The organism is Flavobacterium segetis (assembly GCF_900129575.1).
Lineage (GTDB): Bacteria > Bacteroidota > Bacteroidia > Flavobacteriales > Flavobacteriaceae > Flavobacterium > Flavobacterium segetis.
Genome location: NZ_FQWE01000010.1, coordinates 121,500 through 134,317, shown reverse-complemented (window position 1 = coordinate 134,317; position 12,818 = coordinate 121,500). Strand labels below are relative to the sequence as shown.

The 12,818-nt window shown below is 30.8% G+C and carries 12 protein-coding genes; 11 read left to right on the top strand and 1 reads right to left on the bottom strand.

The genetic code is table 11. The features are described from left to right. The first annotated feature begins 757 nt into the window (after window positions 1-757). The 8 genes from BUA99_RS13410 to BUA99_RS13375 all read left to right on the top strand — a co-directional run bounded on the left by BUA99_RS13410 (window position 758) and on the right by BUA99_RS13375 (window position 8,274). Entirely contained in the window at window positions 758-1,090 is a 333-nt protein-coding gene (locus BUA99_RS13410) for an ArsR/SmtB family transcription factor (RefSeq protein ID WP_072993366.1), read from the top strand. Window positions 1,091-1,123: 33 nt separating this feature from the next. Beyond that, a complete protein-coding gene (locus BUA99_RS13405) occupies window positions 1,124-1,591 on the top strand; it encodes a DUF6428 family protein (protein WP_072993363.1) in 468 nt (155 codons plus the stop codon). A gap of 20 nt (window positions 1,592-1,611) precedes the next feature. Further along, window positions 1,612-2,658: an ACR3 family arsenite efflux transporter gene (arsB, locus tag BUA99_RS13400; RefSeq protein ID WP_072993360.1), complete on the top strand. Its 1,047-nt coding sequence runs from the start codon at window positions 1,612-1,614 to the stop codon at window positions 2,656-2,658. 401 nt (window positions 2,659-3,059) lie between these two features. After that, entirely contained in the window at window positions 3,060-3,620 is a 561-nt protein-coding gene (locus BUA99_RS13395; protein ID WP_072993357.1) for a GNAT family N-acetyltransferase, read from the top strand. Window positions 3,621-3,914: 294 nt separating this feature from the next. Then, a complete protein-coding gene (locus BUA99_RS13390) occupies window positions 3,915-4,508 on the top strand; it encodes a hypothetical protein (protein WP_072993353.1) in 594 nt (197 codons plus the stop codon). Between the two features lie 234 nt (window positions 4,509-4,742). Beyond that, entirely contained in the window at window positions 4,743-5,351 is a 609-nt protein-coding gene (locus tag BUA99_RS13385) for an SOUL family heme-binding protein (protein ID WP_072993350.1), read from the top strand. Between the two features lie 350 nt (window positions 5,352-5,701). Continuing rightward, window positions 5,702-7,090 carry a DUF1800 domain-containing protein gene (locus tag BUA99_RS13380; RefSeq protein ID WP_072993347.1) on the top strand — a complete coding sequence of 463 codons (1,389 nt, stop codon included), beginning with the start codon at window positions 5,702-5,704 and terminating at the stop codon, window positions 7,088-7,090. 17 nt (window positions 7,091-7,107) lie between these two features. Next, window positions 7,108-8,274 carry a DUF1501 domain-containing protein gene (locus tag BUA99_RS13375; protein ID WP_072993344.1) on the top strand — a complete coding sequence of 389 codons (1,167 nt, stop codon included), beginning with the start codon at window positions 7,108-7,110 and terminating at the stop codon, window positions 8,272-8,274. Window positions 8,275-8,490: 216 nt separating this feature from the next. Here BUA99_RS13375 and BUA99_RS13370 read toward each other — a convergent pair whose 3' ends face one another. After that, window positions 8,491-10,599 carry a TonB-dependent receptor domain-containing protein gene (locus tag BUA99_RS13370; RefSeq protein ID WP_072993341.1) on the bottom strand — a complete coding sequence of 703 codons (2,109 nt, stop codon included), beginning with the start codon at window positions 10,597-10,599 and terminating at the stop codon, window positions 8,491-8,493. A gap of 231 nt (window positions 10,600-10,830) precedes the next feature. On the opposite strand from BUA99_RS13370, the gene BUA99_RS13365 reads away from it, so the two are divergent. The 3 genes from BUA99_RS13365 (at window position 10,831) to BUA99_RS13355 (ending at window position 12,784) form a co-directional block, all read left to right on the top strand. Next, window positions 10,831-11,754: an EamA family transporter gene (locus tag BUA99_RS13365; RefSeq protein WP_072993338.1), complete on the top strand. Its 924-nt coding sequence runs from the start codon at window positions 10,831-10,833 to the stop codon at window positions 11,752-11,754. A gap of 63 nt (window positions 11,755-11,817) precedes the next feature. Beyond that, window positions 11,818-12,171 carry a DoxX family protein gene (locus BUA99_RS13360; protein ID WP_072993335.1) on the top strand — a complete coding sequence of 118 codons (354 nt, stop codon included), beginning with the start codon at window positions 11,818-11,820 and terminating at the stop codon, window positions 12,169-12,171. A gap of 4 nt (window positions 12,172-12,175) precedes the next feature. Next, window positions 12,176-12,784, top strand: coding sequence for an alpha-ketoglutarate-dependent dioxygenase AlkB family protein (locus BUA99_RS13355; RefSeq protein ID WP_072993333.1), 609 nt, complete (start codon window positions 12,176-12,178; stop codon window positions 12,782-12,784). Window positions 12,785-12,818 lie beyond the last annotated feature (34 nt).

Sequence of the window (12,818 nt, the reverse complement as noted above, 5' to 3'; positions counted from 1 at the left end):
AATGCTTCGTTGCGTTCGAAGAACGAACAATGAACCCGCGGTTGAACGGAACCGATTACATGCCGTCAACACTATGGAGTTATCGTAAAATTATTTGGAGGATTTCAAGAGGCTAAAATGCCTCTTTTTTTTGCATTATAAACATAATGGTTTTTATAGTGAATTCCTTCACTCCAAGCTTCGGGATTGGATATAAAATCCATTACCCATAAAGTTTTTTATAGGTAATTAAGCTTTACCTATCGCCAAGATACCATTCAGGCGGACCACGCTGATCAAAAACCGTTATCCAGTGTAAATTGTCTGTTTTACAAATTGAAGTATAAGAATTACTTTTTCAATAAATGTACATTTGGAAATAGCCGTAACCAAGGATAAGCTCTATCAAAAACTAAATTTTACATGAATTTATAAAAATAAAACCCCACGTTGTACTAAGTCCGCTGACTTCGTACTTATACCTACTTCTAACAAACACGATCGTTTAACCTTAGTAAGAAATAACTATCTTTTAATAAAAAAATATGTTAGCAGGATCCAAAAAAAGAGACCAAATGTTAGATTTACGAATTGGAAAAGTTTTACTCATACTACATAAATCCTCTATTGCGTTTAAGTTCTAAAGACGGTAAAATAATTTTTATTTAAAATAAAAATTAATTCAAAAAATAAGACAACTTATTTAAAAAGTAATATAAAATTACTTTTTAGTTGTAAAATATTAATCGTAATATTGCAATATATAAATAAAAGGAATATGGGATTGGCAAAAACAGAAATGTTCACCGGGCAACAAAATGAAATTGCACTTTTCGCTAAGGTTTTCGGACATCCTGCGAGAGTTTCTATATTGCAACATTTGTTTAAAATAAACTCTTGTGTTTGTGGCGATTTAGTAAATGAAATTGGACTTGCTCAGCCTACAATATCGCAGCATTTAAAAGAGCTTAAACATCTCGGATTAATAAAAGGAAGCGTTGAGGGTACAAGTGTTTGTTACTGTATAAACGCAGAGAATTGGACAAAAATGAAAGAAACAATGCTAAACTTTCTAAATCAAGACATTCCTCAAACTAAAGATTGCTGTTAAAAATTTGAACTCATTAAACGTAATAAGTAAAATATGAAACTATCAGAAATTAAAAACAAACTACGCGAGTTGAAAAAAATTTCGTTCCAATTACCAAATGGAGCATTAGTACCAAGTCACTTTCACGTAACAGAAGTTGGTAAAATCACAAAACATTTTGTCGATTGTGGCGGAACTGAAAGAAATGAAGAAGTCGCAAACTTTCAACTTTGGAATGCAAATGATTATAACCATCGCTTGCATCCAGAAAAACTGTTAGGCATCATTGAACTTTCAGAGAGAATTTTAGGAATAGGAGATTTAGAAATTGAGGTAGAATATCAAGCAGACACTATAGGCAAATTTGGACTTGATTTCAATGGAAGTAATTTTGTGTTAACCTCTAAACAAACAAATTGTTTGGCACAAGATCAATGCGGAATTCCCTCAGAAAAACTAAAAATTCAAAGAAAGGAGTTAGATGATGAACCTTGCTGTTCCCCAGACGGAAATTGTTGTTAAAAGAATTATGAATCTATAAAATGGCATCAAAAAAATTAAGTTTTCTTGATAGAAATCTAACGATATGGATTTTTATTGCAATGGCTGTTGGTGTTGGAATTGGTTATTTTATTCCAACATTTCCTAAAATTATAAATTCATTCACTAGCGGAGTAACTAATATTCCCATTGCAATAGGTTTGATTGTAATGATGTACCCCCCTTTAGCCAAAGTAAATTATACTCTTTTACCAAAAGTTTTTAATAATACAAAAATCCTATCCGTATCATTAGTTCTAAACTGGATAATTGGACCTATTTTGATGTTTATTTTGGCAATCACATTTTTACGCGATTACCCTGAATATATGGTTGGACTTATTCTAATAGGTTTGGCTCGTTGTATAGCAATGGTTTTAGTATGGAATGATCTTGCAGAGGGAAGCAGCGAGTATGGAGCAGGTTTAGTTGCTTTAAATAGCATTTTCCAAGTTTTCGCGTATAGTTTTTATGCTTGGATTTTTATAACTGTTCTGCCACCATATTTTGGATTTGAAGGCGCTATAGTTACTATTTCGATTAGTACAATTGCTGAAAGTGTAGCTATTTATTTAGGAATTCCGTTTGTAATGGGAATTGTAAGCCGATGGATTTTAGTAAAACAAAAAGGTAGGGAATGGTACAATCAAAAATTTATTCCAGCTATTTCTCCATTAACATTACTTGCGCTTTTATTTACGATCGTGATCATGTTCTCATTAAAAGGCGAATTAATCGTAGAAATTCCAATGGACGTTTTAATAATTGCAGTTCCACTACTCATTTATTTTATTTTAATGTTCTTCATTTCTTTTTTCGTTACTAAAGCATTGGGTGCTGAATATGATAAAACAGCATCAGTAGCTTTTACAGCAACAGGAAATAATTTTGAATTGGCAATTGCAGTTGCTATTGCAGTGTTCGGTTTAAATTCAGGCCAAGCGTTTGCAGGTGTAATCGGTCCTTTAGTTGAAGTTCCTGCTCTGATATTGTTAGTGCGAATCTCATTTTGGTTACGGAAGAAATATTTTAAAATAGAAATTAATTAAATCAAGAAAAGGTTTCCATTTTATAGCTTTTGACATAGCGAAGGCTAAAAAAAAATGTCTTGACAACTTTAAACACACTACAGACCAAAGCTTTTTCTGAGAAAAATATTGACACCCTTCTTAATAACTATCTTATTAAATACCATCACTATTTATAGATTTACGAAATTTGAATAAACCGATTTGTTGTATTATCAATTTTATTAAGTTAAATTTATTTCTTTACCAATTCTTTAAAATTCATAACTTTCACTTCTAAGCACACTTACAACTTAAAATTTTTTATCGATTGTCAATCAATTCTACTTACTTTGGAGATCTATTTTAATTAACAAATGTTTTGCGTGTTTCGAACAATAAAAATTTCTTAAAAAAATTTCTTAAAAACCAAAAAATTATAAATGAACAATGTTATACTTAAAAATGAACGATTAATTTTGAGATTAGTAATAAAAATAGATGCTGAAAATATTCATGTTTTACATTCTTTAGTTGAAGTTGATAAATATAATACGTTAGGAATTCCTGAAAATATAGAGGAAACGCAACTGTTACTTAAAAATTGGATTGTAGAAAATAATAAAGAAGTTATCGAGCGCTATACTTTCGCGATAGAATTACAAAACAGCCATGAATTTATTGGATTAATTGGAATCAATATGGGAAAAGCGAAATATAAAAATGCCGAAGTTTGGTTTAAGATCAACCCAAAATTTTGGAACAACGGTTTTGCAACAGAAGCATTAGAGGAAATACTGAAATTTGGTTTTAATCATTTAAATCTTCATCGAATTGAAGCCGGTTGCGCAGTTGAAAATGGCGGCTCAATAAAAGTTTTAGAAAAAGTTGGCATGTTGAGAGAAGGGCATACCAGAAAATTATTGCCTCTAAAATCAGGATGGTCGGACAATTTTGGTTATGCTATTTTATCAACTGATGGAAAATTCCCGGTTCGTAATTAAGAATTTTTCTATTCTAAAATACCTTTAAACCTGAAACAGCTGCCAATGAAGAGCTAAGCCCTTTAAACACAAATTAATTTTTTAGGATGAAGATTTGTAAAAAAGTTTAGACGATTACACATTGCAGTATTGAACTGTGACAATTATTGTTGAGACACAGCTACTATTGAAAGTGAAAAGCTAAAAATCACTTCTTTATCTTAAAATTAATTGTAGTTTTGATTTTGAGTGTTTAGCCCAAAAATCTCAATTTAGTAACAATTTAGTTCACACTTCAAATACATTTAAAAAAATATGTGGTGGCATTATCTATTAGTTTTTTTGGGTGCATTATTATTTGATATTGTACCTTTTCCTTTTGCACCAGCATTCACAATTATGGTGTTTTTTCAGATTCTATTTGACTTAAATGTTTGGTCGGTCATAATTATTGGAGTCGCTGGATCAGTTTTAGGCCGCTATATTCTTCTTTTATATGCGCCGTTAATGGCTGTGAAATATTTAAAACAATCTAGAAATGAGGATATCAAATTTCTTGGAGATAAAATGAATGAAAATAAATGGAAAGGAATTTTAGTTGTACTTGCTTATTCATTGTTGCCTTTACCAACCACCCCACTTTTTTTAGGAGCAGGAATTTCAAAAATCAAACCACTTTACATCATCGCGCCATTCTTGATAGGAAAGTTTACGAGCGATTCTATTGCACTTCATTTAGGAAAATTTGCATCTGATAACCAACAAAACATCATCGATAACATTTTTTCATGGCAGTCAATTGCTAGTTTTATTTTAGGCTTTGTGATGTTATTCTGTTTATTTTTCATCAACTGGCGCGCTCTAATTCAGACAAAAAAACTAGCATTTGATTTTAAAATCTTAAATTAAAATAGCTCTATTAATGCTCCTAACTATCCGGTGAAGCATTTGAAAGTTTTAGACAACGCTAACATTCTATTACAGAATTATAAACCAAACTAAAACATAGAGCATGCGCAAAATAAGATTTTTAGAATATTACTACATAAAACAAATCATTTCATTATTAACTCAAAAAAATTCTGAATCATCCTTTTTACCAGATCTAAATTTTTATTGTACCTTAGAGTATAAAATAAAATCATGAAAATCATATATATAATTCTCGGTATTGCTGCAGTAGTCTTCATCGGCGTGCAAATATTTTTCATCAATGGACAAAGAAATATTGAGACATATCCTTACAAGTTAGATAAAAAATATAAAGATTTCGAAATAAGAAGTTACGAAGCCACTTTATTTACCGCTGTAAATATGTCCGGAAACAAGTACAAGGAATCTTCTAGAAAAGGATTTTCTGTTTTAGCTGGATATATTTTTGGTGGAAATAAAAAAAACGAAAAAATAGCTATGACTTCTCCAGTAGCAATGTCGCTGGGAGATTCGACTACAATGATGTTTATGGTGCCAAAAAAATTTAATAAAGAAACGCTCCCTCAACCTAACGAATCCCAAATCAAATTTACAGAGGAGCCGGCAAAAACCGTTGCTGCAATTGGCTTTGGTGGTTGGGCTGATGATGAAAAAATAGAAAAATACAAGCAGGAATTGATAACAGCATTACAGAAAGAAGGTATAAAATACACCAATCGTTTTTATTATTTAGGCTATAATGCACCATTTGAAGTTTTCAATCGAAAAAATGAAATTATTGTGGAGTTAGATGATGACATTGCTTTAGATACAAAATAATTATTTCCCAAACCATATTTAAGTGAAAACGATAATTTGTTGTCTTTGAAAGAAAGCGAAAAAATTATCATTTTATGAACAAATAGTAATTACGAAAGTCCTACAAATAGTATTGTAGGACTTTTTTTTGATAGCTGTCATAACATTTAACTTTTAGTTAAAAATTATTGAGCTAATCGAAATTATGTCTATTAAATTAAATATTTTAACAATTTTGCACAACTAAACTAAACCTTTTTAAAGTTAAAAAGTCATATTAACAGTTTAGAGCAATTAAACTAACAATCGCTAATTATTGCAATAGATTAAAAAATTGAATCGATTTTTTATTTCACTCAATTCATACTAATATGGATGTTCAAATACTCTGGTCTTTACGTCTTGGTTTCTCAAGCAAACAAGCAATAGTAATTAAAAATGTAGGTTTAGAAAATTTTCTTCAAAGATCTTTTCAAGCAAAAACTCGGGAACAGATTCCTGTTTTCCTTGAAAAGAGTCCGAAAAATTTTGCTGATTTTAAAACGATTAGACTTCATTTTAAGGAAGATAACCCAGAAGCTAGAAAGCAATTGCGAATTACTGAAGCAAAGGTTTCACAAGAAATGAAATCGTGGTGGATAGAAACAATAATGACAGAAGAATTTCCACTTCGAGAAAAGATGACTTGTTTTTGGCATAATCATTTTGTTTCGACCTATCAAAAAGTAAGAGTCAATCATTACATCTATCAACATCATCAAATCCTTCAAGAAAATGCTTTTGGTAATTATAAAGAGTTGACAAAAAAAATACTGAAGAGTAATGCCATGGTTCGCTATCTGGACAATGTGGACAATAAAAAAGGTAAAAATAACGAAAATTTAAGTCGAGAGTTATTAGAATTATTTACTTTAGGAATTGGTAATTACAGTGAGGATGATATTAAAAATGGTGCTAGAGCACTTGCTGGATTAGGAATTGGAGATGATGGAGCACAATACCGCCGTTTTCTTGAAGACAATGAAAATAAAAACTATTTTGGGAAAACTGGAAATTTCAAAGTTGATGATTTAGTAGACATTATTTTCGAACAAAAAGAAATTCCTCATTTGATCACCAGGAAAATTTTGCAATGGTTTATTTATGATAATCCTACTGAAGAGCTAGTGAGCTATTATGGTGATTATTTTAGAAAGATGAATTTTGAAATTCAACCGCTATTAGTAAAAATTTTTACAGATGAATTTTCTAAACCGAATGCCGGTTCTAAGATTAAAAACCCATTAGAATTTGCAATACAGTTATTTTCAGATCTTCAAATTGAAAAACCCAATTATAAACTTATTGCAAATTTTTTAAAAGAACAAGGAATGGACTTATTTAATCAGCCCAATGTAAAAGGTTGGGCAGGTGGTAATTCATGGCTTACGTCACAAATTTTTTTACAAAGAACTAATGTTGCTGATTTATTATGTAGCGGACGAAGCTTAAATAGAAAATCACATAAAGCAACTGATAATAGGAGTACTGAGACATTTAACAAAAATGAGATTAGCGTTAATTGGAGCAAAAGCGGAAATAATAAACAAATAATAGCAGAATTAAAAGATCGCTTGTTATGCGATGTTGATGAATCGACACAAAAAGATTTTGAAATGATTTTAAAATATGATTTTAATCCAAACGCTGAAAATGCCAATCAAGTTGTGCTAAGATTATTTAATACTATGGTTAAAATGCCCGAATACCAGTTAATTTAATTTTAAGATTCAAAAAAATGAATAGAAGAAACTTTTTGACCTTGACCGGAACATTCACTGGCGGTTCGTTGCTTTTGCCTGACTTTCTGCATGCTTTTGGTACACAAAAGAATTTAATTAGTGGAGATCAATGTTTAGTTTTCGTCCAATTAAGTGGCGGAAATGACGGATTAAATACCTTTGTTCCATTTAGCGACCCTTTGTATTATAATTTGCGACCAAAAATTTCCTTAGCAAAAGATGTGGTTTTAGGTAAAAATAATGGTATGGCTTTTCATCCTGCCTTGAAAGGATTTGCTGAAATGCAGCAAAACGGCGATTTGTCAGTTGTACAAAATGTAGGTTATCCTGAACCCAATCGCTCGCACTTTAGAAGTCAGGAAATTTGGCAAACTGCTTCAGATTCTAATAAATATTTGAATGAAGGTTGGCTTGGAAGATATTTAGATTTGCAATGTCACGACCATCAACCTACCGCAGGAATAAATATAGACAATGTTGATAATCTAGCTTTAAAAGGACTAGAGCCAAACTCAATAACGGTAAAAAATCCAAATGTATTTAAAACCAAAAATCAAAAAGAAGAACAAGGTATTTTATCCACTAATCCTCAATTAGATTTTGTTCGAAAAATTGCCAATTCAGTAGTTGAAGGCTCAGATGAAATCCAAAAAGCACTTGCCAAATCAAACTTAGAAATTAGTTATCCCAAAACTGGTTTAGCTACAAATCTTGCCTGGATTGCACGTTTAATTAAAAGGAATTTGAATTCAAAAGTATATTATACTTCTCTCAATGGCTTTGATACGCATGATAACCAACTCCAAATTCAAAACAATAAATTATCGGAGTTGAATGATGCACTTTTTAGCTTTTATACTGATTTAAAGAAAGCTTCAATATTACAAAATGTAACAATCGTGGTTTTTTCAGAATTTGGTAGACGAGTAAAAGATAATGGCAAAGGCACAGATCATGGAACCGCCGCACCTATGTTTATTATTGGTGGAAATAACAAAGGAAAAATTATTGGTAGCAATCCAAATCTTTCGGATTTAGATCAAGGAGACTTGAAACATGAAATTGATTTTAGAAGCGTTTATGCTAGTTTGTTAAAAAATAAATTGGATTTTGATTACACTAAAATAGGAATTAAAAACAAAGCTTTACAGGGACTTTTTTAAAGATTCTTGATTACAGTTGTTATTTTCACAAGCACTTATTACTATGCATCATCAAAAAGCTTACATCAAAAATTTTAATTCAAGTTGCACTACTATTCTCAGATATTTAACTTCAAAAAAATGATGATACATATTTGTTGAGTGTAAATCTTATGTTGATGACAAATCTTTTACGTGTTAACATACACCTATCATAAATATCCAATGAAATAATTTTTACTGATTTAAAGGAATATCGCCTTCTTCTTTCTTTTCTTTATTTAACAAGCTTGGATCTTCAGATGCTAATTTATTTCTGGTTGGAATTTTATAATTAATGCTGAATCCAAATCGGCGCGTATCATTTTTATTAAAAAGTAATAAAGGAGTATTTACAGAACTAAACACAGATCTTGTAGAATTGAGTACATCATCTGCAGTTACAGAAACCGAAACTTGATCTTTGAAAAACTTTTTAGAAAGCGTTAAATCAAGTGTGTTTCTAAATGGCTTTTCGGCAATAAAGTAAAAATAATTCCCCTTAGGAACGATATAATTAAAATTAGCTACAAACTTTATTTTTTTAGGTAATACAATTTGTGACATAAAATTAAACATCCAAAAACCATTAGTGTCAATTTCTGGAATTTGGTGAAATTGATAACCTGCATAAACATACAAAAAGTTCATCGTGTCTGGATTAACATTCATTTTCATAGTTTCAGCAAGTCCTTTTGTAAATAGCATATAAGGAATAGGCAGCCCGACATTGAAATTATGAATTTTGATTTCAGGTACATTTATACTTGTGTTGAGCACAACATTATTATTAAGTAAAACTCTATTCACCACTTGATTTTTAGCTGAACTTAAATTGTAACCAATAAATGCATAGTCAAAAGCACTTAATTTCACTTCATAATTATCAAAGATTGTAGGTTGCAAATTAGGATTTCCGGAGTACTCAACATTTGGATTTTGGTAATTTGTATTGTTGGGATTTAATGCTGACGTACTAGGTAAACTAATCTTTTTATTGTAGTTAACATTAAAATATATTGAACTACTGAAATTATATTGTGCACTAGCATTTGGAAAAAAACGAAATTGCTTAAACGGAATTAAAGTAGCGGTATTCGTTTTACCGCTGATATTGTAATCTTCTGCCCTACCACCTACTATAAAATTAAACTTACTAAATTTAGTCTGTATTTCACCATAAGCCGCCGTTGTTTTGCGTTGATAATCTAGATTGATTACATTCATATTTTGAGCCTCAAATAATAACGCTTCAAATAATCCGCCAAAACTTAATTTGCCTTCATCTGAAAATTCTAGCGGTTGTGTATAATCCACTTTAGCATTATACAATTGTTGCTTTGATGCATTGTCTAAAATATCAGCATTCGTGATTCTAGAATTGAGGATAAAGTCATTTTGATTATTGTTAAAATTGAATTTTAAGTCTAATTTTTTAGCTTTATCCTCAAACTTTTTTTGATACGTTACTACAAAATCTTGGCGCAAAGCATCAGTAAACGAATCATCATTAGTGTTGAAACCTGGTCCATTTCCCAGCGTGTTGCTATTATTGTTGCTGTAATTTAAATCGTAATTAAATAATAATCTGTCTGAACCAATATCAAAATTAACTGCTGATTTAATAAAACTGTTTCGACCTGTCCGACTAGCATTTGTTTGAGAAATTAATGAGTTTGCATCATTTTCAGTTTTATTTACCGATGTCCAAATTGCAGTTTCGTTATAACTTTGACCTAGATTTAATTGCCATCCAAAATACTTGTTTTTAGCATTTAATAATAAGCTATTACTCACTCTGTATCGCAATTTGTCGTAGTTTGTAACATTTGTACTATTAGTGTAAGTGGCACTTAGATATTTTTTAGCATTGACATTAGTGATAATATTCATAATTGCACCACCTGAAGTTGCTGGAAACTCTGCACCGGGTTGCGTTATAATTTCAATTTTTTCAATAGCATTTGCAGGCATTCCCTCCAGAAAGGAATTTAGTTCATTAGTGGTTATATTTAAGGGTCTACCATCCATGAAAACTTCTAATTGTTTTCCTTGATACATCATTCCTGCAACATCTGAAGCGATTAATCCTGGTAATTTTTTGATTCCTTCCATCACTGAACCTGAATTTAGACTCGGCTGGTTTGCAAAATCAAATATGGTGCGATCTGCCTTTTGCTCAATCGCCTTTTTAACTTTGACAATTGCAACTTCATTTAATTCAACTGCTTTTACAGGCGTTTCTTGAGCTTTTAATGTTAATCCAAGAATTATAACAAGGAAAACAAACCAATAATTATATTTCATTATCTATATTTTGATATCTATATAGACTCGCTATTGACTAAAATGTTACAGCGAACAGCATTACTTTTCCTAAATTATAATTGTGTATCAGATAATACAAAGTTATTTTCAGATTTATTCAAATGCTCCTCGTTCATTATTAATAAAATAGTACACTCAAATTAACTAGAAGTTTATGATTCATTAGTAACAACTATAGTCTATCTTTGCCCGCTTTTTAAAATTGAAAAAATGACAAAAAACAATGTATTGAAGGGAGTTTTCTTAGTGGGATTTGGCGCTACTAGTTATGGTATGTTAGCCACCTTTGTAAAACTTGCTTACGATGACGGATTTACAACAGCTGAAGTAACTACTTCCCAGTTTATATATGGAATTATAGGTTTATTACTTTTAAATTTATTCCAAAAAATAAAAAATAAAAACACCGCGGTTAAAGCGTCTAAAAAAAATATATTTCACTTAATGCTAGCAGGAACTTCACTAGGAATGACAAGCCTCTTCTATTATTTAGCCGTTAAATATATTCCTGTTTCAATAGGAATTGTTTTATTGATGCAAACAGTTTGGATGGGTGTTTTACTGGAATGGCTTTTAGATAAAAAAGCACCATCATTACAAAAAATAATTTCCGTATTTATCGTTTTAATAGGAACAGCGCTAGCAATAAACATCTTTAAAATTGATTTTAACGACGCCACTATAAACTGGCCGGTAGGAATTCTATTTGGCTTATTAGCGGCAACATCATTTACTACAACTATGTTTACCGCTAATAAAGTTGCAACTGGCATTTCATCCGCACAAAGAAGTTTGTATATGCTTTTAGGAGGTTCAGTTATTGTTTTTAGTTTTGCACTAATCACTCAAGTAACTCCTTTTAATTTTGAAATTTTTGCTAAATGGGGAATAATCTTAGCTTTATTTGGCACAATTATTCCACCTATGCTTTTAAATGCTGGATTTCCATTGACTGGAATAGGGCTTGGTAGTATTGTTTCAGCTATTGAGTTACCAGTTTCAGTTATGATGGCTTACACTTTACTAAATGAATCAGTTATTGCATTACAATGGTTTGGTATTGTTTTAATAATTTTTGCGATAGTTATTATGAACATTAATTTCAAGCAATCAACAACAATTATGATGAAATAAAAATTATGAATTAGCGCCAGTAATCCTATTCATTTTTCATAAATTCGTATGAAATAACTTTTTATGAATTTTCCTTCGCACTTATATATTATGGCTTTGATTTACTTCGTCGCAGGAGTAAATCACTTTAGAAATCCACGAATTTATATAAAAATCATTCCTCCTTATTTTCCAAATCCTAAACTATTAAACATAATTAGCGGCGCTGCTGAAATGATTTTAGGAATAGCACTTATTATTCCTTCGCTTTCTAATTTTGCGGCCTGGGGCGTAATTGCTTTACTTGCGGCCATTTTTCCAACACATTTATACATGTATTTTGATAAAAAAGCGGGAATGGGTTTGCCAAAATGGGTTTTACTTTTACGAATGCCTTTGCAATTAGGTTTGATTTACTGGGCTTACCAATATACATAATGATATGAAATCGCTATTTGATTATGCCTCCGAGCCAGTTGTATTTGACTTACCAGATGCCGAAATTATTTATTTTCCCAATTTTTACAATCAAGAAACCGCTGATTCTATCTACTTACAACTGCAACAAGAAATTCTTTGGCAACAAGATGATATAAAAGTTTATGGAAAAGTATATCCGCAACCGCGGCTGACTGCTTTGTATGGAAATGAAGGACTTTCCTATTCCTACTCCAATATTAAAATGCAACCACATCCTTGGAATTCTTTATTACAACAGTTAAAAGCAGATGTTGAAAGCTATGCACAAACTAATTTTAGTACAGTTTTATTGAATCAATATCGAGATGGCAAAGACAGCAACGGTTGGCATGCTGATAATGAAAAAGAATTAGGAATAAATCCAATAATTGCTTCAATCAGTTTTGGTGCTCAATGCACTTTTCAATTAAAACACAATAGCGATAAGACCCTAAAAAAAAGTATAATATTAGAACATGGAAGTTTCCTGTTGATGAAAGGAACGACACAACATTTCTGGAAACACCAAATACCAAAAACAGCAAAACCTATAAATCCTAGAATAAACCTCACTTTCAGATTGATACGATAAATTTTAGATAAAAATTATTATATTTGGTTTAATT

Coding starts and splice junctions, on each gene's coding strand:
- BUA99_RS13380 (WP_072993347.1), top strand. CDS start 5,702: ATGGATGTTCAAATACTCTGGTCTTTACGTCTTGGTTTCTCAAGCAAA.
- BUA99_RS13410 (WP_072993366.1), top strand. CDS start 758: ATGGGATTGGCAAAAACAGAAATGTTCACCGGGCAACAAAATGAAATT.
- BUA99_RS13375 (WP_072993344.1), top strand. CDS start 7,108: ATGAATAGAAGAAACTTTTTGACCTTGACCGGAACATTCACTGGCGGT.
- arsB (WP_072993360.1), top strand. CDS start 1,612: ATGGCATCAAAAAAATTAAGTTTTCTTGATAGAAATCTAACGATATGG.
- BUA99_RS13355 (WP_072993333.1), top strand. CDS start 12,176: ATGAAATCGCTATTTGATTATGCCTCCGAGCCAGTTGTATTTGACTTA.
- BUA99_RS13385 (WP_072993350.1), top strand. CDS start 4,743: ATGAAAATCATATATATAATTCTCGGTATTGCTGCAGTAGTCTTCATC.
- BUA99_RS13395 (WP_072993357.1), top strand. CDS start 3,060: ATGAACAATGTTATACTTAAAAATGAACGATTAATTTTGAGATTAGTA.
- BUA99_RS13370 (WP_072993341.1), bottom strand. CDS start 10,599: ATGAAATATAATTATTGGTTTGTTTTCCTTGTTATAATTCTTGGATTA.
- BUA99_RS13390 (WP_072993353.1), top strand. CDS start 3,915: ATGTGGTGGCATTATCTATTAGTTTTTTTGGGTGCATTATTATTTGAT.
- BUA99_RS13365 (WP_072993338.1), top strand. CDS start 10,831: ATGACAAAAAACAATGTATTGAAGGGAGTTTTCTTAGTGGGATTTGGC.
- BUA99_RS13360 (WP_072993335.1), top strand. CDS start 11,818: ATGAATTTTCCTTCGCACTTATATATTATGGCTTTGATTTACTTCGTC.
- BUA99_RS13405 (WP_072993363.1), top strand. CDS start 1,124: ATGAAACTATCAGAAATTAAAAACAAACTACGCGAGTTGAAAAAAATT.